The organism is Kitasatospora sp. NPDC057738 (genome assembly GCF_042798815.1).
In the GTDB taxonomy this organism is placed as follows: domain Bacteria; phylum Actinomycetota; class Actinomycetes; order Streptomycetales; family Streptomycetaceae; genus Kitasatospora; species Kitasatospora lactacystinica.
Genome location: NZ_JBHVJT010000003.1, coordinates 106,513 through 128,699 on the forward strand (window position 1 = coordinate 106,513; position 22,187 = coordinate 128,699).

The following is a 22,187-nucleotide window of genomic DNA, read 5'->3' on the forward strand; positions in this document are numbered from 1 at the left end:
GACACCCCGTGACTCGGCAGCCGGAGACTCGGCACCCGGAGACTTGGCGACCAGGCGCTCGGCGCCCAGCGGTTCGGCGCTCACGTCAGGACCACCCTTCGGTCGGACACCGCGTAGAGCACGTCCGCGATGACGTTGGCGAGGACCACGCAGAACCCGGTGACGAGGGTGAGGCCGACGACGGTCGGCAGGTCGATCAGGCCGACCGAGGTGACCAGCAGCTTGCCGAGCCCCGGGAGGCCGAAGAGCGACTCGGTCAGCACGGCGGACCCGAACATCGTCCCGAGGTCGATGGCGGTGAGCGCGATCACCGGGGTGAGCGCGCCGCGCAGCGCGTGCCGGGTCACCAGGCGCCGCTCGCTGACGCCGTACGCCCGGAAGGTCCGGATGTGGTCGTCGGCGAGGGCCTCCAGCATGGACGAGCGGGTCAGCCGGGCGTACTTGGCGGACTCGATCAGGGCGAGCGAGACCCAGGGCAGCAGCAGGCCCCAGAACCACTGCTGGGGGTCGTCGGTGAGCGGTACGTAGCTCGGGAACGGCAGCCACTGGAGCTGGGCGCACAGGACGATGAGCAGCACCAGGCCGATGATGAACACCGGGATGGAGCTGCCGGCCAGGGTCAGGCCGGTCAGCAGGCGCTCGCTGAGCCGGCCCCGGCGCAGCGCGGAGACCAGCCCGGTGCCGACCCCGAGGACGAGCCAGAGCACCATCGCGCCGAGCGCGAGCGAGGCCGTGACCGGCAGCCGGGCGGTGATCATGTCGGTGACCTGCTCGCCGCTGCGGTAGGAGACGCCCAGGCAGGGCGCCGGGCAGTGCAGCAGGCCCGTGCCGGCGCTGAAGTCGCGTCCGGCGACGATGCCCTGGAGGAAGTGGGCGTACTGCAGGTGGACGGGGGCGTCGAGGCCGAGCCGTTCGCGCACCTGGGCGACCTGGGCGGGGCTGCACTTCTCGCCGCAGGCCAGCTGGGCGGGGTCGCCGGGGGCGATGTAGAAGACCGCGTAGACGATCAGGGAGAGGGCGAGCAGGACGCCGAGCATGCCGACGGCCTTGCGGAGCAGGAAGCGGGTCATGCGGTGGCCTCCTCGGCGCCGCTCGAAGAACCGGCAGTCGAAGAACCGGCACTTGAGGAACCGGCAGTCGAGAGACCGCCGCTCGCCTCACCGGCGCCGCCCCGCGCCGTTCCGACCCGCAGCCGGGAGGCCGCGCGGGGGTCGAGCTCGGTGCGGACGGCGTCGCCGAGCACGGTGAAGGCGAGCACGGTGACGAACAGCAGCGCCGACGGCAGCAGCACGTACGTCGGGTCCGCGCGGAACCAGGTGGTCGCGCCGGAGAGCATCTGGCCCCAGGAGGAGGTCGGCGGCTTGACGCCGACGCCGAGGAAGGAGAGCCCGGCCTCGGCGATCACATTGGACGGGAGCAGCACCGCCGCGTAGGTGATGACCGGCGCCGCCAGGGAGGGCAGCAGTTCCCGGCGGGCGATGCGCCACCGGGTGGCGCCGGCGAGCCGGGCCGCGGCGACGTAGTCGAGCTGCCGGAGGCTGAGTGTCTGCGCCCGGACGATCCGCGAGGTGCCGGCCCAGCCCAGCAGCCCGATGACCAGGGTCAGCAGGAGCGGGCGGGGGAATCCGGAGGGCACGACCGCCATCAGCGAGATGGCGAAGACCAGCGAGGGCAGCGCGAGCATCACCTCGGTGGTGTTGCCGATCAGCTGGTCGAGCAGCCGGTTGCCGAGGCCTGCGGTGAGGCCGAGCAGGACGCCGATCGCGACCTGGACGAGGGTGGCGCCGACGGCGACGAGCAGCGAGATCCGGGCGCCGTGGACGAGCCGGGCGAACACGTCGCGCCCGGTGCCCGGTTCGACGCCCAGCCAGTGCTCGGCGCTGACGCCGCCGAAGGAGCCGGTGGGCACCCCGCCGGCCGCCGAGTCGAGCAGGTCGTTGTGGTAGCTGGTGGGGTCCTGGCCTTCGAGCGCGCTGAGCAGCGGTGCCGCCGCCGCGACGAGGGCGAGCAGGACGATGACGAGGCCGGCGGCGAGGGCGGCGCGGCGCGCGAGCAGCCGCCGCCAGACCTGCCGTCCCCCGGCGGCCGGGGAGGCCGCGCGGGCCTCCCCGGCGCTGGGTTCCTGTGGAGCCATGGTTGTCTGACCGATCCGTCCGTTCCCGACCGCTACTTGACCGCAACCTGGGAGATGTCGAGCACGCCGGTCCAGTCGCTGATGACGATGTTGCGGACGTCCTTGCCGGACAGCCGCTTGTAGACGGGGTGGAACAGCGGGACGGTGAGGGCCTGGTCACCGATGCGCTGGTCCAGGGCGCCCCAGCGCTTGGCTGCCTCGGCGTGGTCGGTGATCTTGTTGATCTGGTCGATCTCGTCGTTCACCGACGGGTCGTCCAGCTGTGCGGAGTTGAAGTTGTAGCCGTCGGTGACGATCTGCCGGCCGTCGAAGATGGGTGCGAGGAACGGGCCGCCGGACGGCCAGTCGGCGCCCCATCCGGAGAGGAAGAGGCCGGGCTCGGTGCTGACGGTGTGGATCGTCTTGGAGTACCTGGTGGAGTCCAGGGCCTCCAGCTGGACGGTGATCCCGGCGGCCTTCAGGCCGTCCTGGACGGCGGTGGCCAGGTCCGGGCCGTAGCCCTTGCCCACGGCGCTGGAGTGGGTGAGCGTGATGGTCAGGCCGTCCGGGTAACCGGCCTCCTTCAGCAGTTCCTTGGCCTTCTCCGGGTTGCCGGTGGCACCGGCCGGGAACGGGTCGTAGGGGGTGTACCCGAAGGTCTCCTGGGTGGGCAGGTAGGTGGTGGCGGCCTCGGCGAGCGAGGAGCCGCCGGCGGCGTTGACGACCGAGGTGCGGTTGATCGCGTAGGCGACGGCCTGCCGGACCTTGGGGTTGTCGAAGGGCTTGACCTTGGGGTTGAACGCCAGGTAGTTGACGTAGCCGAAGTGGCCGGTGCCGACGCGTGCGGCGAGGGCCTTGTCGTCCTTCACCTGGGCGAGTTCGGAGGGGCCGAGGTTGGTGTCGGTGGTGACGGCGGCCGCGTCGGCGCCGGTGCCGGCGGAGAGCCGCTGGTTGATCACCGCCGGGTCGAGACCGGACTGCACGTCGACGGTGTCGGGGTACGCCTTGCGCTGGTCGTCCGTCGCCGCCGACCAGTTGGGGTTGCGCTTGAGGACGAGGTGCGCGCCGTCGTTCTCGTTCTTGACCACCTGGTAGGGGCCGGAGGAGACGGGGTGGTCCTGGTACTTCGCCCCGGTGTCCTTGGCCTTCGGGACGGGTGCGAACTGCGTCTGGGTGGCCAGGTACGGGAAGTCGCCCTCGGGCTTGTTGAGGCGGAAGACGATGGTCTTCTCGTCCGGCGTCTCGATGGCATCCAGGGTGCGGCCGTCCTTGTACGGGCCCTGGTAGTCGGCGGCGCCGACCAGCCAGTCCCTCAGGAACGGTGCGCCACCGGAGAGTTCGGGGGCGAATGACCTTTCGATGCCGTACTTGATATCGGCGGTGGTGATCGGCGAGCCGTCCTCGAACTTCAGGCCGTCCTTGAGGTGGTACGTCCAGACGGTGGCGCCCTCGGAGGGGGTGCCGGTGTCGGTGGCGAGGTCCGGGACCACCTTGGTGCCGGCCGCGCCGTCGGCCCGGTTGCGGGTGGTGAGGGTGCGGAAGACGAGCGAGGGGACGTTGCCGCCGCCGGAGGTGTAGAGCCGTGCGGGGTCGAACTGGTCCTGCGGGTTCTGGTTGAGGACGGTGAGGGTGCCGCCCTGCTGCGGCGCGGCGTCCTTGCCGGTGCCACCACCGCCGTCGGCCTTCGGTCCGCACGCCGCCAGTCCGACGACGAGCGCGACGGTGACGGTCGCCGTGGCGAGGCGGCGAGGGGTGAAGGTGGTTCGAGACATCGGAAAGGGAGCCTTTCGCTACCGATGGTGTACGGAGGAAGGCGGGCGACAGTGAGGCTTCGGGAAGAGTGAGCGGCACCGCGCCCGCAGGGAGGGGCGACACCCCGATGCGGCGATCACCGCAAAACGCGTCGGGGCAGGCGGATTCAGCGACAGAGATTGTCGGAAACGCAGTGCGCGGCCACGCCGATCAGCGCCAGCTCGATGGCGGCGCACTCGATCGGGTGACGGTCAGACATGCCGAGAAGACTGTAGGAAGTTAAGCGGAATGTCAAAACTCCACTTATGACCTGCCCACCAGGTGGACACCGAAATGGATACCCCCGGACTTCCGGGGATTCCGGAGGCTCCCCGGCCCCGCACGGAGACCGACCGGGGTCGCACCGCACCGCCGCCCGGCGGGGCCCGAACGCCTCGGCGGTCAGAGCGGCGCGAGGATCATGAGGACCTCGTCGCGGGTGTCGTGGGGAGCGAGCCGGAGGGCTTCGGGCCAGCGTCCGATCTCGCGCCAGCCGAGCCGCCCGTAGAAGCCCTCCAGGCCCTCGCCGCCGCGCGCCGCCAGGCGCAGCTGTTCCAGGCCGAGCTCGTCGCGGGCGATCCTCCGGAGCTCGCGGACGAGGGCGGATCCGACTCCGCGGCCGCGGACGGCCGGGTGGGTCTGGAGGTGGTGGACGGTGCCCCAGTGCCCGACGAGCCGGTAGGGGTCGCGGTCGAGGACGACCCATCCGGCCAGGCCGCCGTCCAAGCGGGCGGTGAGGAGTCGACTCCGCCGCGGATCGAGACGGGCGAGGAGCCCGTCCGCGGCGGGCACGACGTCGTCGTGCCCCACCGGAGGGAACGGGAATCCCGCGGCGCCGCCGGTGTTGGTGACCGCGATCCAGCAGTCGATCAGCTGCTGCCGGAGTTCGGCGGTGACGTCCTGCGGGTCGGTCGTCTGGACGAGGTGGAGGGCGGCGTCGTACGGCATGGGGCGAAGGATGCCAGAGGGCTCCGACATCCCTCCCGGATGCAGGGAGTCTCCGCACGGGGCCGGGCCGAGCGATGAACACCCGTCAGGCCGGTTTCCGCCGCGCACGCCTGGGTGAATGCGTCCCCGTTCGGCGGCATTGACGCTATTTATCCGATTTTCAGACGCGATACTTCATTCGTACGGTCACCAAAGGTAGCGACCCCATTACCGCATTCACGGGCTCCGCCCCGTCACCACCACCGTCCGGCGCACCGTCAGACACCGGACCGTCCGATCGAAGGGAATCGTCATGAGGCGCTGTCCACCCACCAACGGACGCGAGCGAAGACGCCATGGACCGGTCGGGCTCCGCGGCCGCCTCACCCGGGCCGCGCTGCCCCTCCTCCTCGCGGCCGCGACGGCGTCCGCCTCCTTCGCCGCGCCCGCAGTGGCACACGCCACCCACCGCACCGCGCACGCCACGACCGCCGACGGCCCGGCCGGCGGCGCCCCGGTCGGCGGCGGCCAGAGCCGGCAAGGCGGCCGTCAGCAGCCCGTCACCCTCGCGAAGACCGGCACCGACCTCGCCACCGGCAGCACCACCCGGACCGCCCACGGCGACACCGTCCGCTGGGTGGTCTCCGCCACCAACCCGGACGGCACACCGGTCAGCACCACCGTCACCGACAAGATCCAGGGCGGCCCGGGCAGCACGCCGCAGACCCAGTCCTACGTGCCCGGGTCCCTCCAGGTGCCCCCCGGCTTCAACAGGCAGTGGTCCACCGACGGCGGGACGACCTTCTCGGGCACCGACGCGGGCGCGGCCACCAACGCCGTCCAGGCGACCAACCCGATGCTCGCCTCGCCGGCGACCGGTCAGGTGGTCCAGATCCCGCCGCCGTTCACCCCGATCAACACCGCCACCGGCGGCGACGGCTTCACCCCCATCCTCTACACCGCCACGATCAACGGCGTCCCCACGCCCGAGATCTGGAACATCTACCACCACGGGTTCTCCAACACGGCCAGCGTGGTCTGCACCGACCAGCTCACCAACGGGCCGTGTCCGACGCCGAACGGGGCCCCCGCCACCTGGCCCCAGCCGCTGAACTCCTCGGTGGCCGGAGCGACCACCGGCGACCTCGGCAGCACCCGCACCCCGACCTACGTCCTGCTCGGCTCCAAGCTGTACTACGCCGCGATCAGCCGGACCACCCTCGGGCTGATCGGCGTCGGCTGCATCGACCTCCAGGCCCAGTCCAGCTGCGGCTTCACCGCCCTCCAGACCGGCACCGGGCTGGTCGTGGGCGGTGTCGTCCAGGCACCGAACCAGCTGATCCACGCCGTCTCCGGCACCGGCGAGATCCTCTGCTACGACCCCGTCGCCAACGCCTCCTGCGGGACGTTCGGCATCGGCCTGCCGCCCAACGAGGGACAGGTCGCCTTCAGCGGCGACTACGCCGGCATCATGCGGGTCGTCAACGGCAAGATCTACGTCACCGACAACACCCCGGCCCCGCAGCCGACGGTGATGTCCTGCTTCGACCCGTCGACGAACGCCGCCTGCACCGGTTGGGCCACCCCCAGGACCGTGGTCACTCCCGTCGGCGGCGCCCCCGCCCGGGCCGACAACGTCTTCGAGATGTACGACCCGGCGGGCACCGTCACCGGCGTCTGCACGGTGGTCGGCGGCGTCTACCAGGAGGTCACCCCGCCGGTCGGCACCGTCGTCTGCTTCGACCTGACGGGCAACCCCGTCGCCGCGCCCCCCGGCCTCCAGGCCCTGGTCAGCACCAACGTCGCCCCCGGCGAGGCCAACTTCCAGGTGCCGCTGACCATCACCGCCCCCAACGGGCACCTGGAGACCGAGTTCCCGCTCTGGATCTACCAGGGCACCACGCCGACCCTCAACAGCACCGAGTACTGCTACGACTGGACCGTCCAGGGCCCCTGCACCCAGTACGGCACCAACGGCGTCGTCAACGGCCCGCCCGACGTCAACGGCGGCAACACCAGCCCGTACGGCTTCGCCTACGACGGCCAGTGCAAGTACAGCCTCGGCGACACCGGCTACCTGTTCTCGATCGACCCGGTCACCGGAGCCTCGCCCTGCCTGAAGACCAAGGCCCAGGGCACCATCAACCCCTCCGCGTACTACTGCGACGGAGCCACCGGGCACATCAGGTCCTACGGAACGGTCAGCCTCCTCGGCATCGATCCCACGACCGTCGACTTCGCCCACTCCTCGGTGACCGTGCTCGCGGCCGACGGAACCACCATCGGCACCTTCCCGTTCAACCCCGCCACCGGAACAGCGGACATCTCGTCCGTCCCGACCGGCGACTCGCCGATCCAGGTGATCGCCAACCTCACCCTGATCAACGGATCGTCCTTCACCCCCGACAATCACCCGCGGATGCAGGTGACCTTCGTCGGCGACGCACCGCAGATCTGCTTCGAGACCACGGTGGCGACCGACTGCTCCGTCACCGCCGTCTCCAACCAGGCGTCCGCCGTCACCAACGGCCAGCCGCCCGTCACCTCCAACACCGTCACCCTCCAGGTGACCCCCGGCGCCCAGTGCACACCGATGCTGACGATCAACAAGGAGGTCTGCACCTCCACGAGCGCTGCCGACTGCGTGGACGGCGGTAGCGGGCCGTGGGCGAAGAACGCGACGATTCCGTCCGGAAGCACGGCCTACTGGCGGATCACCGTGACCAACACCGGCACGGTCCCGGTCACCGGGATCACCCTGACCGACAGCGTGTCCCCGTCCTGCGTCACCGCAGCAGGGACGTTCGACCTGGCAGCCGGCGCATCCCATCAGGTCTTCTGCGACCTGACCGACGTCACCCAGCACACCGTGAACTCCGTGACCGCCACCTTCCCCGGCCCAGGCGGCACTCCGATCACCACGCCCCCCTCCGAGGCGACGGTGGACGTGACCCCGCCGGTCGTGCCGTCACTCAGCATCAACAAGGAGGTCTGCACCTCGACCAACCCGGCCGACTGCGGCCAGAACGGCCCCGGCCCGTGGGCCAAAACCGCCACCGTCGCCCAGGGTGCCACCGCCTACTGGCGCATCACCGTCACCAACACCGGCACCGTCGGCATCACCGGAATCACCCTCACCGACCCCGTCACACCCTCCTGCGCCACCACCGCCGGCACCTTCGACCTCGCGGCCGGCGCCACCCAGCACTTCTCCTGCAACCTCCCCGGCATCACCCGAACCACCACCAACGTCGTCACCGCCACCTTCCCCGGCCCCGGCGGCACCCCCGTCACCACACCCCCCTCCGAGGCCACGGTGAACGTCAGCGGCACCGGTGTCCCGTCGCTGAGCGTGGACAAGGAGGTCTGCCAGTCCGACAACGCCGCCGACTGCGGCGCGGGCGGCGCCGGGCCGTGGGGCAAGGAGGCGACCCTGCACAAGGGGAACACACCCGAGGAACTCTGCGCTCCGGACAAGTGCCAGGCCTTCTGGCGGATCACGGTCACCAACACCGGCACCGTGGACCTGACCGGCATCACCCTGAACGACTCCCAGGAGCCGGCCTGCGTGGTGGCGGCCGGCACGTTCGACCTGGCGGCGGGGCAGACCAGGACATTCTACTGCTTCAGCCTGATCAGCGAGGACACCGTCAACACGGTCACCGCCTCCTACGTGCCGCCGGGCTCCCCGCCGGGGACCGCACCGGTGACCACTCCTCCGTCCTCCGCCCTCGCCCGCTGCGAACCGCCGTGCGAGACGGACAAGTGCCACCACCCCAAGCCCGGCCACGGCCACGGCCACGGGTCGCACGGCGGCAAGCCCGGGACCGGCAACCCGTACCTCCAGCCCGACATCGGGACCTGGCCGTCCGCCCTCCCCTACCTCACCACCGATCCGTCGATGACCGACCTCGACTGGCTGCTGCCCATCCTGGTCGAGGCGGGCGGGGCGATGCGGTGACCCCGAACCGGCCCTGACGGGCCGAAAGGGCGGTGGGCGGGGGAGGACCTCTTCCCCGGCCACCACCGTGCCGGTCCTCAGGCGGGTGCTCGGCGACGGAGTCGGCGATGGCGTCCTTCACCCCCCGGAGGCCGGGGCGCAGCCGCCGTACCGGCCCGGCGCACGCCGGTACTGTGAGCTCCGGAGAGTGCTCGTCTCGGCGCACCGCCGCCGGCACCGGAACGACCGCGTGAACCGGGACCTCCCGCGCCCGCCGACCGGGGACCCGAAGCCCGCACCACCGAGAGGAACGAGCACCCCCGTGGGATCCAGCTTCGAGACGGAGGGCTGGGCCGACCGGCAGACCGCGACGCTTCGCGCCGCCGGGTACGAACCCGCCGCCCGGGACGGGGACACCAACCGCCTGGACGACTACCGCGAGGTATTCGGCGACGCCGGCGACGAGATCTGGCACGTGGAACGCGGCCGGGGCGCGATCCACATCAGCGACAACGGGTGCGGGATGACCGGCTGGCTCGTCGTCGTCGGCCCTCGCCGCGGGGAGCTCCGCGACCGGGACGGTGCGGTCGACCCGCCCTTCGATCCGTGCGTCGACGCGCGGGGGAACCGCCACACCTTCGCCACCTGGTACCTCGACTGGCTGGAGCGACGCGAAGCGGCAACCCGGTGAACGGGCGCGGCGACGCGGACCCCGGGCGCGGCGCTTCTCCGCCGCCCGCCCCGGGTCGCCCGCCGCTGGGGCGTCCGGATCGAGCTGCGGGTGCCGGCGCCGGGGGCCGGCCGTCCCGTCAGCCGCCGCGCGTCGCGCTCACAACTGCTGCCCGGTGCGGGGGTCGTAGCGGACCGCGACGGCCGCCACCTGGTCGGTGGGCATGACCTCGATCCACTGGTCGAAGATCTGGTACGGGTCGTCCGGCCGGCGGAACCCGCCCTCCAGCGGGTCGAACCCCGTCTCGAAGACCTTCTCCGAGGCCAGCGTGTTGTCCACCGCCGTGTTGGCGGCCTGGAGCTTGGCCGCGAGGAGCTGCAGGACGTCGCCGTACGTCTTGTTCTGGTACTCCGGCGGGTCGCCGGCCTGGACGGGGTAGGGCAGGCCGAGCCCCGCCACGCCTTCGACGCCCAGGAGCCAGGCGAGCGCGGCGACCTCCTGTCCGGACCTGACGGGCATGACGGCCTTGGCCCAGGCGGCGTTGAGGAACTCGTTGCGGCGCTCGTCGCCGTCGATCTGGATCAGCCAGCCCAGCGAGCTGCCGAGCGGCGCCGGCTGGGTCTCCTCGGTGATGAGGTAGTCGACCCGCCATTCGGGGGCGGGCGCGCCCGCCGCGCCCGAGGTGCGGTACTCGTCCGCGCGGGAGTACCAGCCGGCCACCGTCTGCCCGGCGAGCGGCAGTTCGACGGTGCCGGCGGGGAGGGGCGGCTGCTTCTCGGGCGGCAGCGGGTAGCGGCCGGCGCTGTTCCGGTCGGGGGCGGGCGGGGCCACCGGGCCGGGCCGCCAGAAGTCCGGGGCGACGAAGTAGAGCATCTCCTCGACGTCGAAGAGCTGGTTGATCTGCTCCGACTCCGCGAACGGGGGGTGGTCCGGGTCCTGGGGGTAGTGACCGTTGTTCTCCAGGCGCCGCAGGATGTCGCGGAACACCACGCGCCGTTCCTCGCTGCGCAGCACCTCCGGCCGGCGTGGGGTCAACGCGCTGACCAGGCGCAGCCGTTCGCGCACCGCCTTGCCGTAGGCCTCGTGCTCCAGCCGGTCGACCGCCGCCTGGTACTCGGCCTGCGCGGCGTCCCGCCGCTTCTGGAGGTCGGCCTTGGCGGCGTCGGTGGGCGTGTAGGTCAGTACGGCGTCGAACGGCATGGACTTGCGGCCCTGCCAGTTGGCGTAGACGAGGCGGATCTTGAGCGTGTTCTTGACCGGATCGGGGTCGGGTACCAGGTCGGTCGAGTCGAGCGGGGCGAAGTCGGCCTGGGCGCCGTGGCGGTCGATCGAGGCGACCCCGGTCAGGCGGTAGCCCGGTGGGGCGGGCGGGAGCGGGAAGTCGAAGCAGAACTGGACGATGTCGTCGTGTCCGGTGGTGCTGCTGTTGATGCCGCGGCAGGCGTTGCCGCTCTCCGGCAGGTAGGTCAGCTTGGCGTCGTCGTCCGGGCCCTGGTCGTGCAGGAACGGCACCTCGAAGTGGAAGGGCACCTGTTTGTCGTCGAGGTCGGGGATGTCCGCGGGCTTGGGGATCGCCGTGAGGTCGGGCGCGTCGACGACGTGGACCATGTCGCCGAGCCCCAGGTCCCGGCCCGGGTCGGGGAGGTAGACCTGCCAGCACAGTCGGGTGCCGATGTGCTGCAGTTGCACGCCGACCTTGCGCATCTTGCGCCGGAACTCGTAGTTGACCAGGTCGGTGGTGCTGGCGTTCTGCAGCACGTAGCGGCGGCTGGAGGTGTCGGTGGTCTCGGTCACCGTCTTGAAGGTCGTCTTGAAGTTGCGCCTGATCTCCGTGTTGACCTTGGAGGTCTGCGTACGGGTGTGCTTGTGGGTCTCCTCCGCCCCCCGCTTGACGGTGTTCTGGGTGGCGAAGCTGGCGCTGACGTCGGCGTGGTAGATCGTGGCGTTCACTCCGCCGGTGGCGCTCACGCCGAGCTTGGTGTCGGTGGAGTTGTCCTCCTTGACGGCGTCGGCCACGTCGTCCTGGTCGGTCTGACTCTCCTCGGTCTTGCGGGTGGTCTCCTCCGCGACCGTGGTCGTCTTCTCGACCAGGGTGCGCCGGGTGCTGGTCTCGACGACCTCGACGGTTCCGCCGGGGCTCACCCAGATGTGCCCGGACGGCGCGCCGAGGAAGGTGTCGAACTCGAAGAAGTACTGGCGGAAGAGGTTCACCAGCCCGACGGGCGTGAGCGGGGCCGTGCCGGAGGCCGACGCGGCGGCGAGGCCGGCGACGTAGTCGGGCGGCGCGCCGGTGGCGGACGCCGGGTCGAGCGTGGACGGGGTGCGGTAGTACTCGGCCAGCGCGGCCAGGGCCGGGTCGCGCAGCACCCGGGCGTTGTCGCCGCGGAAGCTTTCGGAGGCGAGCGCCGCGAACCGGGATCCGGGGTGCACGGCGGCGGCCGCGGTGCCGGCCTGCGAGCCGAGCCATCCGAGCAGGGGCTGGTAGACGCCGAAGACCTCGGTGGCGTACGGGAGGGCCCCTTCGAAGTCGGTGACCGGGCGCCCGGTGAACGTCGGGACGCCGCGGGCGGGCAGGACCATGGTCTGCCCGTCGGCGGCCGCGCCGCTGCCGGCGACGGTGAACACGACCGCGCTCCACGGCGCGCCGCTCGGGGACTTGAACAGGCGCACCGACGCGGTGGCGGTGCGGGCCGGCGCGACGAAGGTGATCGTCACCGTGGTCGGCGAGGTCGCGGTGCGCCCGGCGAAGTTGAGCCCGGTGACCGGGTCGCGCCACAGGAACGTGCCGTCCAGCGCGGTGACGTCCGGGTAGGCGCTGGGGTCTTGCACACTGACGCCGTCCGGCAGGGCGAGGGCCACCCGCAGGCCGGCGGGGATGTCGGCGCCCGTGCCGTCGACGCGGTACGACCAGAGCTTGAAGGCGGTTCCGGACCCCGCCGTGGGGATGGGGGCCGTGCCGAGGAAGGTGACGGCGAATGCCATGGCGGACTCCTGGAGGGCGGGGAGGGTCCCCTTGGTGTCCCACCGCGGTCCGGCTCGCTCACCACGGCCGCGGGCGTGCCGCCCGAAGGATGCACACGTTCGTTCGAACGATGCACGTCCTGTGGCGCCTGCCGCCGGCGCGGGGAACGCCACCGCACCGGCGGACCCGCCCGTACCGGCGGGCTCAGTTCCGCGTGGGCCTGGGCTGGACCACCGGCCCCGCCGCCTTGAAGCGGCGCTGCTCTCCGAACCACTCGGGCGTGGCGTTGGACAGGGCGTGGGACAGCAGGGTGCGCAGGAACCAGCCGTGGCCGTGGCCGTTGTCCCGGGCGCTCTGGTCCCAGCCGGCCGGGTTGTCCAGCGGGGGCTCCAGCCAGTGCCGGAAGAAGGACGGCGGCAGGTGGACCACCCCCACACTGCGGTCGTGGTTGTACGCCTCGACGCCGGTGCCCCTGGGGTGCGCGCCCGGTGTCCTGCGCAGGGCGGCCTTCGCGGACGGGCCGCCCTCCCACTCCACGGTGTCCAGGTTGACGGTGGTGGGGCTCTGCAGCCCCAGGCCGCTGCCGAGCAGCGCCCGCTGATGGTCGTCGTAGGAGGTGTAGACGAAGACGCGGGCGTCGCGGTTGACCCGGCTTTTCCAGAACGACGCCCTCTCCAGCAGTGCCTGGAAGCGCTCCAGACGGGCCTTCGCGTCCCCCACGACGAGGTTCGGGTCGAAGAGGTTGATCTGGGACAGGTGGCGGCGGAAGAACGGCGTGTCCGTCACCGTCCTGATCAGCTTCTCGACGCGGTCGCCGCTGTGGCTGTAGCCGGAGAGCATCACCTGCCCGAACTCGGGGTAGCCGTCCTGGACGGGGCGGCCCGTGATCATCCCGGTGGCGAAGAGGAGCACCTCCTGGACCGCCCGGGTCAGGCCCTGCTCCGTCAGCAGGTCGTCGAAGTTGCCTCCTGCGACGGATGCCACCGGGACGACGTAGAGGACGTTCGGCTCGAACCGGTCCGAGGCCAGCAGGTGCTGGGCGACCGCCCGGAAGTCCGTGCACAGGTAGCGCTCGCCGAGTTTGACGTAGGGCTGCTGGCCCTTGAGTCCGGCGGTGACGCAGCCGCGGTCCTTGCCGTCGATGCCGCAGGTGCCCGTCCAGTAGGTGGTGTCGGCGTAGCAGTCCCGGTCGGTCGGGGGGTGGAAGAGGAAGTGGACGTTGACGTTCTGGGTGGCCTCGGCCTTCAGGTGAAGCGCCGCGGTCCTGGACACCCACATCAGGAACAGCTGCGTGGCCTGGTCCCGCTCCGCGACGAGGACGGTCCCGTGCTCGTCCGCCAGGCCGCCGGCGACGTCCGTGTACTGGAGCATCCGGACGTTGAGGCCGTCCGGTCGGGTGGCGTCCAGGACCCGGCGCCCCGGCACGTCGATCCCGCGGTCGCGGTGCAGCACCAGCGGGAGCAGCAGATCGGTGTCGGCGCTGCGGTCGCTCCGGAGGAGTTTGAGGCCGGGGTCCTGGAGCGACTGGAACCGGCTGAAAACGTCGGTCATCATGGGTCGGCACCTCGTTCGCCGCACGGCATGGGGCACTCCGGGACTTCCCGGTGCTCCCCGGCACTCCTCGGAGCGGCCATCCTCGTGCACCGCGGCGCCGAGGCCCGCCGCGACGGGCCGGACGCGGGCGCCCTCGGCCGGCCCACCACCCGAACGGAGCGCCCGGAAGCCCTGCCCTGGCCGGATCCCGATGGTCGCGCTCCGGTCTCTCCCCCGCCGGGGCGCGGGCACGACGGGCGGAGTGGGCGGGGCAGGCGGCGTGAAGGCCGGGTGAAGGACCCGTCGGCAGTCGCAGGGGGCGTGGAGCTGCCCTCTTCACGGGGGTGGGGACGAACCGTTCCCCCGCCGCACCGCACCGCGGACGGCGCGCCCGCCGGGCCGGGCGGGGTTTCAGGGGTGTACGCATGGGGCGAACCGGGCACCGCGGTGCCCCGCCGGGGTGCGGCCGGCGCCGCGGGCCGCGGCGGAATACCGGCCAATGTGACCGGAGCGCCCTCTCGGCGGAGCGGGCCTCGACCTAGACTCGGCAAAACGGTGGCGCCCGGCCGGTATCGATCCGGTCCGAGCCGCGCGCCCACGGGGGGCCAGGCGCATCCGCACCATCCCGCTTGAGCACGCGTGTGCGCTCAGGCACGCATGTGGCACCTCTGCGCGACACCGTCGCACTGCGCGCGGCACCGTCGCGCTGCCGGAGGACGGCGGCTCCCGGGGATCGTGTTCCTGCCAAGAGTCGTCGTCGGGCTTCCGGCCCACGTTCCGGCACGGACCCGGTCCGGCGATCCACCGGGCCGACCCCTTCGACACTCCTCGGGAGACCGCCATGTCCGACCACCTGCAGGACGTCCTCGCGCTCGACGACCTCGACCTCGACCTGGGCGAACTGACCGTCACCGCGCTGCGCGACAGCATCGCGCTGCCGGAGGGCGGCGCGTCCACCAACTCCACTTCCTGCAACTCCTCCTCCAACTCCAGCATCGTGCACCCCACGACGACGTGGTTCTGACGCTCCGCGCTGCCGGGCGTCCTGAACGGCGCCGAGCCCTGCCGAGCCCTGCTGAGCCCTGCTGAGCTGTAGCAAGCCCTGCTGAGCGGCGCCGAAGCACCACGGAACCCGGCGCGTTCCACTGCGAACCCGCCGGGTTCCCCCGCCGTCCCGCCCGCCCTTCGGAGGTCGCCCGCCGTGCCCGACCCTGCCCCGGCCCGGGCCCCGTCCCCGGCCGCACCGGCGCCCGCGCCCGCGCCGCCCGTCCGCACCGCCACGTCCACAGCGGCGTCCACTTCGGCGTCCACTTCGGCGTCCACCGCGGCCTACGCGCTGGTACGCGCCGCCGTGCTCGCCCGGGCCGCGCAGTCCTCCCCCTCCGCCCTCGCCCGGGACCTGCTGGCGCGGCTCACCGCCACGGAGGCCGCCGACGCCGCCCTGCGCCCCGCGCTCGGCGACGACCTGTACGCCAGCCGGGCCGGACACGACGAGGAGTTCCACCGGCGGATCGTCCTGCCCCTGCGCAGGGACCTCCACAACGGCCGCACGCCCCGCGCCGCACAGCTCGCCCGGCTGGGCGACCTGCCCGCCCGGCTCCCCCGGCTCGCGCGGTGGCTGGAGCTGCGGGAGCGGCACGCCCGGCTGCTGGCCGAGCTGGCCCGGGCCGTGCCGCCGGCGCTCGCGGCGGAACGGGCCGCTCTCGCCGCGGTGTGCCGGGAGCCCGCGTTCCGGCGCGCCGTCGCCCTGGGCAGCGCCGACCTGCTGCGCGCGGTGGTCACCGCCTCGGACGTGAGCGCCGAGCGGGGCGGCCGGGCCCGCAAGGAGGAGGCCAAGGTGCTGCGCCACGCGCTGCGGGCGACCGGCAAGGCCAGCCCCCTGTCCTGGTTCACCGCGGTCGGCTGGGCCTCGGACGGCCCGCGCCCGGCCGATGCGGGGACGGCCCCGCGCGCGGTCGTCCGCGCGAACCGGACCCTGGTCGGGGCGCTGGTCCAGGCCCTGCTCGACGAACCCCGGCGCGGCCGGAGCCTGCCGCACCGGATGACCAGCGCCGCCCGCGTCCACGCCGGACGGGCCCACTACCGGCGCACCCGGGTGGAGTTCGTCGGGGGCCGCTACCTCGCCGCGCGCGAGGAGGAGGTCGAGGTCGGCGCCCGGCCGGAGCTTGCGCTGCTCGCCTCCCTGGCCGCGACCCCCGACCCGCCGGAGCGGCTCGCCGCGCGGCTCGCCGAGGCCCTCGGACGCCCCGGCGAGGACCCGGCGGTACGGCGCTTCGTCGAACAGCTCCTCGCCGCCGGGCTCCTGGTGCCCACCGAACCCGTCGACCCGCAGAGCCCCGATCCGCTGGAACAGCTCGCCGCATGGCTCCGGGCCTGGCCCGAGGACGCCGGGCTGGCCCGCAGGATCCGCGGACTCGCCGACGACACGGCCGGGTACGCGTCCGCGCCGGCCGAACGCCGACCGGGCCTGCTCGCCGGCCTGAAGGCCGACTGGCGCCGGGTCCTCGCCGACGCCGGGCGCCCCCTGCCCGACCGGACCACGCCGTTCGACGTGCTCAGCGAGGACGTCCACGCGCCCGCCCCGCCGCAGTCCCGACCGGGCGCCGCCGACCGGGCCGTGCTCGCCGAACTCACGGCGCTGGCCGAGCTGTTCGACCAGGGCCACCTGATCCGCAGGACCGCCCGGGACCGCTTCGTCGCCCGCTACGGCGCCGGCGGCGTCTGCTCCACTCCGTGGGAGTTCGGCGCCGCCATCGACAACGCCTGGGCCGACGTCCCGGTCCCCGACGACATCGCCTCCCTACGGCGGGAGTTCCTCGACCTGCCCGAGGCGGACGGGGAGGTCGTGCTGCCGGCCGACCGGGTGCGCGCCCTGGCCGCCCGGCTGCCCACCTGGACGGCGGGCCGGCCGCTCAGCTACTCCTGGTTCGTCCAACGCGAGCCGTCCGAGGGCCTGTTGTGCGTCAACCACGTCTACTGCGGCTGGGGTCGCTTCACCAGCCGGTTCCTCGACGCCACCGCGCCGCAGGCCGCCGCCGAGGTCGCCCGGCAGATCCGCGCCGGGCTCGGCGAGGACGCGCGCGCCGCCCAGATCCGCCCGGTGGGCGGCTTCAACGCCAACCTGCACCCGCTCCTGCTCGCCGAGGACATCGGGCCCGACCGCCGGTGGACCGCCCTCGCCGAGGCCGACCTCGACCTCGTGCACGACGTCGCCGGCGACCAGCTCCGGTTCCGGCTGCGCTCCACCGGCGAGCACCTCGACGTCCTCTACCTGGGCTTCCTCTCCCCGATCATGCTGCCGCAGCGGCTGGCGCCCCTCCTCGCCGACCACCCGACCGGCATCGTCGCCTTCCCGTCACTGCTGCCCCGCACGACGCTGACCGCCCCCGGCGGCACCGTCACCCGCACACCGCGGCTGCGCCACCGGCATGTCGTCCTCGCCCGCCGCCGCTGGCACCTCCCGGCCGGGGTCCTCGACGCCCTGCGCGCCGACCTCGCCGCCGATCCCGGCCCGGACGGCGTCCCCGCCGCCGCCGTCGCCCGCTGGCGTGCCCGCCTCGGCCTGCCCGAGCAGCTCTTCCTCCACCCCGTGACCGGGCCCGCCGAGGACGCTCCGGCCGTCGACAGCTTCCTCGACCGGCTCCGAGCACCCAAGCCCCAGCCCGTCGACCTCGGCAACCCGCTCCACCTCCGGCACCTGGGCCGGTGGCTCGCCCGCCACCCGCACGGCGCCCTGCTGGAGGAGGCCCTGCCCCTCGTCGGCGGGCAGTCGGAACCGGCGCGGACGGTCGAACTCGTCCTGGAGACCTACCGCCCGGCGCGGCCAGCTGCCCGCCCCCTGCCCGCACCGCCGGTACCGGTGCCGCACCGAGGAGTCGCCCGATGAGCGAGCCGACGACCGAGCCGACGGGTGAGTTGACGGGTGAGCCGATGAGCGGTCCGGCCGGCCGCCCCGCGCCCGGGACCGCCCTCGACGTGATCCTCTACCACTACCAGCCCGTCAAGGCGCGCGCCCTGCGCGAGGCCGTCCTGCCGCTCGCGCGCCGGGCGACGGAGCAGGGGCTGCGCGCCCACGTCGAACGGCACTGGCGGTTCGGGCCGCACCTGCGGCTGCGACTGGAGGGGCCGGCCGATCGGGTGGCCGCCGTGGCGGAGGAGTCCGCCCGGGCGCTGCGGACGTGGGCGGCCGCGCACCCGTCCGTCGCCGACCGCACGCGGGAACAGCTGCTCGCCGAGGCCGCCGTCGCCGGGCGGGCCGAGCTGATCGGCCCGCCGTACGGCCCGCTGGTGCCGGACAACACCGTCCGGGTGGTGCCCGTCGACCCGGCCGCGACGGCCGACCTGCACGCGCTTCTCGGGGCCGAACCCGCCGCGCTGCGCGACGAGTTGATGCGCGCCGGGCTGCCCGCGATCACCTCGGCCTGCTCGTTCCTCGGGGAGCACGGCGACACCGCGCAGGCCCGGGTGCGCCTGGTGCTGACGGCACTGGCGGCGCACGCGAGCACCCATCCGGACGGACTGATCGGCGGGCACTACTCCTTCCTCTCCCATCTGGAGGACTTCCTCGTCCACGAGGACCCGGAGGGCCGGGTCCGAGCGGCCTTCGATCAGCGCTGGGAGCGCAGCGGCCCCGCCGCCACGGAGCTGGTCCGCCGGGTGGCGGCCGGGGACACCCGGGGCTGGGAGCAGGACTGGGCGCGCTGGTCGGCCACGGCCTGGGACCGGGCCGAGCGGCTGCTGGCGGCCGGGGCCGACCTCTCCGGCCGCGGCGAGGAGTACCGGGCCCGCGCGACCGCCCTCGGCGACCCGGCCACCGCCGAACGCTGGGACTTCGAACTGCGCACCCGCTACAGCGAGTTCCACCGGATGCTGACCCGCAGCGACCCCGACGGCACGCTGTTCGACCGCACCCACTACCTGATCTACCGGACCGGCACCAACGCCCTGTACCGGCTCTTCGCGATCTGCGACGTCCGGCCGGTGGAGCGCTACCTGGCCGCCCACCTCCTCGTGCGCAGCGTCCCCGAACTCACCGGACACCGGTGGCGGGACTACATCGCCCGGGTGATCGCCATGGTCGAGGGACCGGCGTGACGGCCCCTCGACCTCGCAGTCGCCGCCCGCGCCCCGCCGGCGCGCCACCGCGGCTACCACCGCCTCCGCACTCAGCTGTGGTTGACGATGATGAAGATGCCCCAGCCGATCGCGGCGAGGACCACCGCGAAGCACACCACGGCAACGGTCCAGCCGAGCGCCCCGGCGGCGCGGCGGGAGACCCCGGCCCCGTCGATCCCGACCGGTGGGTAGAGGGCGCGCACGCCGATGGCGAACAGTGCGGGCAGACCGGCGCCGGCGAGGAATCCGACCACGACGATCTTCCAGAGCGCGTCCAGATCGATCCAGGAGTTCACGGGGCCACCTCGTCCGTGGCGGGAACGGGCTCCGGGTCCGGGATGACCGACCCGGTCCACGCGGCGTTGACGTTCGCCGGGGTGACCGCCGGGTGGCGGGACGCGACGAAGAAGGCGATCGAGGCCAGCACCAGAACGGCGAAGATGGTCACGACGCCCCCGGTGCCGCCGATCCCGTCGGCGACCCAGTAGGCGAGCGCCCCGACCAGTGCCGCCGCCGGGAGGGTGAGCACCCAGGCCACCACCATGCGGCGGGCGATGTTCCACCGTACGACCGCGCCCTTCTTGCCGACTCCCGATCCGAGGATCGACCCGGTGGCGACGTGGGTGGTGGAGAGCGAGTAGCCGAAGTCCGTGGAGGAGAGGATGACCGCGGCCGAGGCCGACTCGCTGGCCATCCCCTGCGGCGGTTCGATCTCCACCAGCCCCTTGCCCAGCGCCCTGATGACCCGCCAGCCGCCGATGTAGGTGCCCAGCGCGATGGCGGTGGCGCAGGAGGCGATCACCCAGTCCGGCGCCTTCGCCCCGGCGCTCAGGGTGCCGCTGGCGATCAGGGCCAGCGTGATGACGCCCATGGTCTTCTGGGCGTCGTTGGTGCCGTGGGCGAGCGAGACCATGCAGGCCGACCCGACCTGACCGCTCCGGAAGCCCCGCGTGCGCGGGCCCTCGGAGACGTCGCGGGTGACGCGGTAGACGAGGTAGGTGCCGAGTGCGGCGACCGACCCCGCGATGAACGGCGACAGGGCGGCCGGCACGATCACCTTGGCGACCAGGCCCTGCCACTTGACGGCGGAGGCCCCGGCCGCCGCCATGGTCGCCCCGACCACACCGCCGATCAGCGCGTGCGAGGAGCTCGACGGGATCCCGACGTACCAGGTCGTCAGGTTCCACAGGATGCTGCCCGTCAGGCCCGCCATGACCACGGTCAGCGTCACGTCCTGGCTCTGCACCAGACCGCTGGCGATCGTCGCGGCGACCGCGGTCGACAGGAAGGCGCCCACCAGGTTCAGCACCGCCGAGACGCCGACCGCGACACGCGGCGGGAGGGCGCCGGTGACGATCGAGGTCGCCATGGCGTTGCCGGTGTCGTGAAACCCGTTGGTGAAGTCGAAACCGAGCGCGGTGACCACCACCAGCGCCAGAACCACGTCATTGCCGGTCACGCGTCCGAACCTAACCCGCCGACCGCCGCCGCCCCGGTCCCCCGCCACCCGTACGGGGCCGGGCGGTGGAGGACACCATCCGATCGGACCAGCACGCCGTGGAGCCGGAGCGGAGCGCACAGGACAGAACCACTACTCGGTCAATAATTGAGTGTCGCCGACCACTTTGGGACTGGTAGCGTCCCGGACGTGGCAAAGCTGAACCAGATCATCGCCGTTGAAAAGGGCGTCAAGTCCAAGTCCTTCCAGGAGCTGACGCAGGCCCACCAGGACCTGCAGAAGCCCGCGCTGCTGGCCGGGATCTCCCGCACCTACCAGCCCAAGGACGAGGAGGGCGAGCAGCTGCCGCCGGAGTCGACCCGTGTGCAGCTGAAGGCCGAGGACATCCTGCGGTCCACCGCGCAGACCCTCACCCGGCTCTTCGACGTGACGGCCACCAAGGACTGGGCCAACATCGGTGCCAGCGCCGACGTGGTGGTCGACGGCCAGGTGCTCCTCGCCCGGGTGCCGGTGCCGTACCTGCTCTTCCTGGAGAAGCAGCTCACCGACCTGTTCACCTTCGTGAAGAAGCTCCCGGTGCTGGACGCCTCCGAGTCCTGGAACCTCGACCCGTCCACCGACGCCTGGAAGACCGAGCCGGTGCGCACCATCCGGACCAAGAAGGTGCCGCGCAACCACGTCAAGGCCGAGGCCACCGAGAAGCACCCGGCCCAGGTCGAGGTCTACTACGAGGACATCGCGGTCGGCTACTGGACCACGGTCAAGTTCTCCGGCGCGCTGCCGGCCCGCCGGGTGAACGAGCTCGCCGAGCGGGTGGAGAAGCTCCAGCAGGCGGTCAAGTTCGCCCGTGAGGAGGCCAACGCGGTCGAGGTCACCGACCAGCGGGTCGGCGAGGCCGTCTTCGGCTACCTCTTCCGGTAGCCCCATGATCGCCCGCCCGGGGAGCCGGGCGGGTGCACCGAGCGCGTCGAACACCCTGTCCGGGAGACCGGGCGGATGCGCTGCACGGTGCGAAAAGCTGACACTGACGTTGAAGCTGACCAGAGGTCTCAGTGGAGGTTCGAGTCCTCCCCCCGGCACCACCGGCCGGGGTAGCCCAAGCAGGCAGAGGCAGACCCCTTGAATCTCAGACTCTCGCTCCAGTCTCAGCATTCGCCGCCGAACACCGGATCGACCGAGTGCGGACGAATATCGACGAATGCAGGTTCAAGTCCTGTCTGTGCCGCTCCGTGGCACGGTAGTTCAAAGGTAGAACGCGTCGATTTCAACCTGATCCGCGACCCTTAAACGTGCCGGTGTGCGCAATTGGGCGGCAAACAGGGGCCCGGGAGCTGGCTACGCTCCCGGGTCCTCTCGCGTTCCCGGGGCGCCGCCCCGGCAGGACCACCCCTACGGCCGGCACACCCCGGCCCGCCGCCGGCGGCGGAGGAGGGCCGCGCGGAGGGCCAGGCGGAGGCGGCCGGTGGTCGGGCGGCCGGCGAGGACGGCCTCGAAGCGGCGGTGATCACGGACCGCACGGAGCACCGCGACATCGTGGGCACCGGGGGCCGGCGGGGCCGGCTCGGCGTGCTGGGCGGCCCGGTAGCTGTCGAAGAGATGCTGCTGCAGTGCGTTCATGCGCCCACCGTGCACCCCGGCGGCCCCACAAGTCCCGTCGATTGACGGCCCCCGTCAAAT

Annotated in this window: 16 protein-coding genes; 6 read left to right on the forward strand and 10 right to left on the reverse strand. The window is 72.7% G+C overall.

Translation table 11 applies throughout. The annotated features are described in order from the left end of the window. Nucleotides 1–80: 80 nt before the first annotated feature. The 5 genes from ACFVGO_RS02740 to ACFVGO_RS02760 form a co-directional block, all read right to left on the reverse strand. A complete protein-coding gene (locus tag ACFVGO_RS02740) occupies nucleotides 81–1,070 on the reverse strand; it encodes an ABC transporter permease (protein WP_359908179.1) in 990 nt (329 codons plus the stop codon). Beyond that, entirely contained in the window at nucleotides 1,067–2,134 is a 1,068-nt protein-coding gene (locus tag ACFVGO_RS02745; protein WP_359908182.1) for an ABC transporter permease, read from the reverse strand. The genes ACFVGO_RS02740 and ACFVGO_RS02745 overlap by 4 nt, the downstream gene beginning before the upstream one ends. Before the next feature lie 32 nt (nucleotides 2,135–2,166). Continuing rightward, nucleotides 2,167–3,885 carry an ABC transporter substrate-binding protein gene (locus ACFVGO_RS02750; RefSeq protein WP_380354138.1) on the reverse strand — a complete coding sequence of 573 codons (1,719 nt, stop codon included), beginning with the start codon at nucleotides 3,883–3,885 and terminating at the stop codon, nucleotides 2,167–2,169. A 146-nt stretch (nucleotides 3,886–4,031) separates the two neighbouring features. Next, nucleotides 4,032–4,124, reverse strand: a complete 93-nt coding sequence (locus ACFVGO_RS02755; RefSeq protein ID WP_317620150.1) for an Ms4533A family Cys-rich leader peptide — start codon at nucleotides 4,122–4,124, stop codon at nucleotides 4,032–4,034. Between the two features lie 182 nt (nucleotides 4,125–4,306). Continuing rightward, the gene (locus ACFVGO_RS02760; protein ID WP_380630682.1) at nucleotides 4,307–4,852 is read right to left on the reverse strand and encodes a GNAT family N-acetyltransferase; all 546 of its coding nucleotides are present in this window, start codon (nucleotides 4,850–4,852) and stop codon (nucleotides 4,307–4,309) included. 292 nt (nucleotides 4,853–5,144) lie between these two features. Here ACFVGO_RS02760 and ACFVGO_RS02765 point away from each other — a divergent pair, with 292 nt between their 5' ends. Together ACFVGO_RS02765 and ACFVGO_RS02770 are read left to right on the forward strand one after the other, a co-directional pair. Further along, nucleotides 5,145–8,792 carry a hypothetical protein gene (locus tag ACFVGO_RS02765; RefSeq protein ID WP_380630683.1) on the forward strand — a complete coding sequence of 1,216 codons (3,648 nt, stop codon included), beginning with the start codon at nucleotides 5,145–5,147 and terminating at the stop codon, nucleotides 8,790–8,792. 301 nt (nucleotides 8,793–9,093) lie between these two features. After that, nucleotides 9,094–9,462: a hypothetical protein gene (locus ACFVGO_RS02770; RefSeq protein WP_380354145.1), complete on the forward strand. Its 369-nt coding sequence runs from the start codon at nucleotides 9,094–9,096 to the stop codon at nucleotides 9,460–9,462. Between the two features lie 138 nt (nucleotides 9,463–9,600). Here ACFVGO_RS02770 and ACFVGO_RS02775 read toward each other — a convergent pair whose 3' ends face one another. Together ACFVGO_RS02775 and ACFVGO_RS02780 are read right to left on the reverse strand one after the other, a co-directional pair. Further along, nucleotides 9,601–12,423, reverse strand: coding sequence for a hypothetical protein (locus tag ACFVGO_RS02775; protein ID WP_359908194.1), 2,823 nt, complete (start codon nucleotides 12,421–12,423; stop codon nucleotides 9,601–9,603). Nucleotides 12,424–12,607: 184 nt separating this feature from the next. Beyond that, nucleotides 12,608–13,957, reverse strand: coding sequence for a hypothetical protein (locus ACFVGO_RS02780; RefSeq protein WP_359908196.1), 1,350 nt, complete (start codon nucleotides 13,955–13,957; stop codon nucleotides 12,608–12,610). 820 nt (nucleotides 13,958–14,777) lie between these two features. Between ACFVGO_RS02780 and ACFVGO_RS02785 the strand changes: the two genes are divergently transcribed. The 3 genes from ACFVGO_RS02785 (at nucleotide 14,778) to ACFVGO_RS02795 (ending at nucleotide 19,030) form a co-directional block, all read left to right on the forward strand. Then, a complete protein-coding gene (locus tag ACFVGO_RS02785) occupies nucleotides 14,778–14,960 on the forward strand; it encodes a thiazolylpeptide-type bacteriocin (protein WP_359908198.1) in 183 nt (60 codons plus the stop codon). 177 nt (nucleotides 14,961–15,137) lie between these two features. Then, nucleotides 15,138–17,822 (forward strand): lantibiotic dehydratase, encoded by a 2,685-nt coding sequence (locus ACFVGO_RS02790; RefSeq protein ID WP_380630685.1) that lies wholly within the window; start codon nucleotides 15,138–15,140, stop codon nucleotides 17,820–17,822. Beyond that, nucleotides 17,819–19,030, forward strand: coding sequence for a lantibiotic dehydratase C-terminal domain-containing protein (locus ACFVGO_RS02795; RefSeq protein ID WP_380630686.1), 1,212 nt, complete (start codon nucleotides 17,819–17,821; stop codon nucleotides 19,028–19,030). The genes ACFVGO_RS02790 and ACFVGO_RS02795 overlap by 4 nt, the downstream gene beginning before the upstream one ends. Before the next feature lie 71 nt (nucleotides 19,031–19,101). Here the strand turns inward: ACFVGO_RS02795 and ACFVGO_RS02800 are convergent, their stop codons facing one another. Continuing rightward, entirely contained in the window at nucleotides 19,102–19,347 is a 246-nt protein-coding gene (locus tag ACFVGO_RS02800) for a hypothetical protein (protein ID WP_359908206.1), read from the reverse strand. Then, nucleotides 19,344–20,510, reverse strand: a complete 1,167-nt coding sequence (locus ACFVGO_RS02805) for an inorganic phosphate transporter (protein ID WP_359908209.1) — start codon at nucleotides 20,508–20,510, stop codon at nucleotides 19,344–19,346. Before ACFVGO_RS02805 ends, ACFVGO_RS02800 begins: the two co-directional genes overlap by 4 nt. A 189-nt stretch (nucleotides 20,511–20,699) precedes the next feature. Here ACFVGO_RS02805 and ACFVGO_RS02810 point away from each other — a divergent pair, with 189 nt between their 5' ends. Then, nucleotides 20,700–21,431 carry a hypothetical protein gene (locus ACFVGO_RS02810; RefSeq protein ID WP_380630687.1) on the forward strand — a complete coding sequence of 244 codons (732 nt, stop codon included), beginning with the start codon at nucleotides 20,700–20,702 and terminating at the stop codon, nucleotides 21,429–21,431. A gap of 468 nt (nucleotides 21,432–21,899) precedes the next feature. Here ACFVGO_RS02810 and ACFVGO_RS02815 read toward each other — a convergent pair whose 3' ends face one another. Continuing rightward, entirely contained in the window at nucleotides 21,900–22,127 is a 228-nt protein-coding gene (locus ACFVGO_RS02815; RefSeq protein ID WP_359908212.1) for a hypothetical protein, read from the reverse strand. Nucleotides 22,128–22,187: the final 60 nt, after the last annotated feature.

Coding starts and splice junctions, on each gene's coding strand:
- ACFVGO_RS02740 (WP_359908179.1), bottom strand. CDS start 1,070: ATGACCCGCTTCCTGCTCCGCAAGGCCGTCGGCATGCTCGGCGTCCTG.
- ACFVGO_RS02745 (WP_359908182.1), bottom strand. CDS start 2,134: ATGGCTCCACAGGAACCCAGCGCCGGGGAGGCCCGCGCGGCCTCCCCG.
- ACFVGO_RS02750 (WP_380354138.1), bottom strand. CDS start 3,885: ATGTCTCGAACCACCTTCACCCCTCGCCGCCTCGCCACGGCGACCGTC.
- ACFVGO_RS02755 (WP_317620150.1), bottom strand. CDS start 4,124: ATGTCTGACCGTCACCCGATCGAGTGCGCCGCCATCGAGCTGGCGCTG.
- ACFVGO_RS02760 (WP_380630682.1), bottom strand. CDS start 4,852: ATGCCGTACGACGCCGCCCTCCACCTCGTCCAGACGACCGACCCGCAG.
- ACFVGO_RS02765 (WP_380630683.1), top strand. CDS start 5,145: ATGAGGCGCTGTCCACCCACCAACGGACGCGAGCGAAGACGCCATGGA.
- ACFVGO_RS02775 (WP_359908194.1), bottom strand. CDS start 12,423: ATGGCATTCGCCGTCACCTTCCTCGGCACGGCCCCCATCCCCACGGCG.
- ACFVGO_RS02780 (WP_359908196.1), bottom strand. CDS start 13,957: ATGATGACCGACGTTTTCAGCCGGTTCCAGTCGCTCCAGGACCCCGGC.
- ACFVGO_RS02785 (WP_359908198.1), top strand. CDS start 14,778: ATGTCCGACCACCTGCAGGACGTCCTCGCGCTCGACGACCTCGACCTC.
- ACFVGO_RS02795 (WP_380630686.1), top strand. CDS start 17,819: ATGAGCGAGCCGACGACCGAGCCGACGGGTGAGTTGACGGGTGAGCCG.
- ACFVGO_RS02815 (WP_359908212.1), bottom strand. CDS start 22,127: ATGAACGCACTGCAGCAGCATCTCTTCGACAGCTACCGGGCCGCCCAG.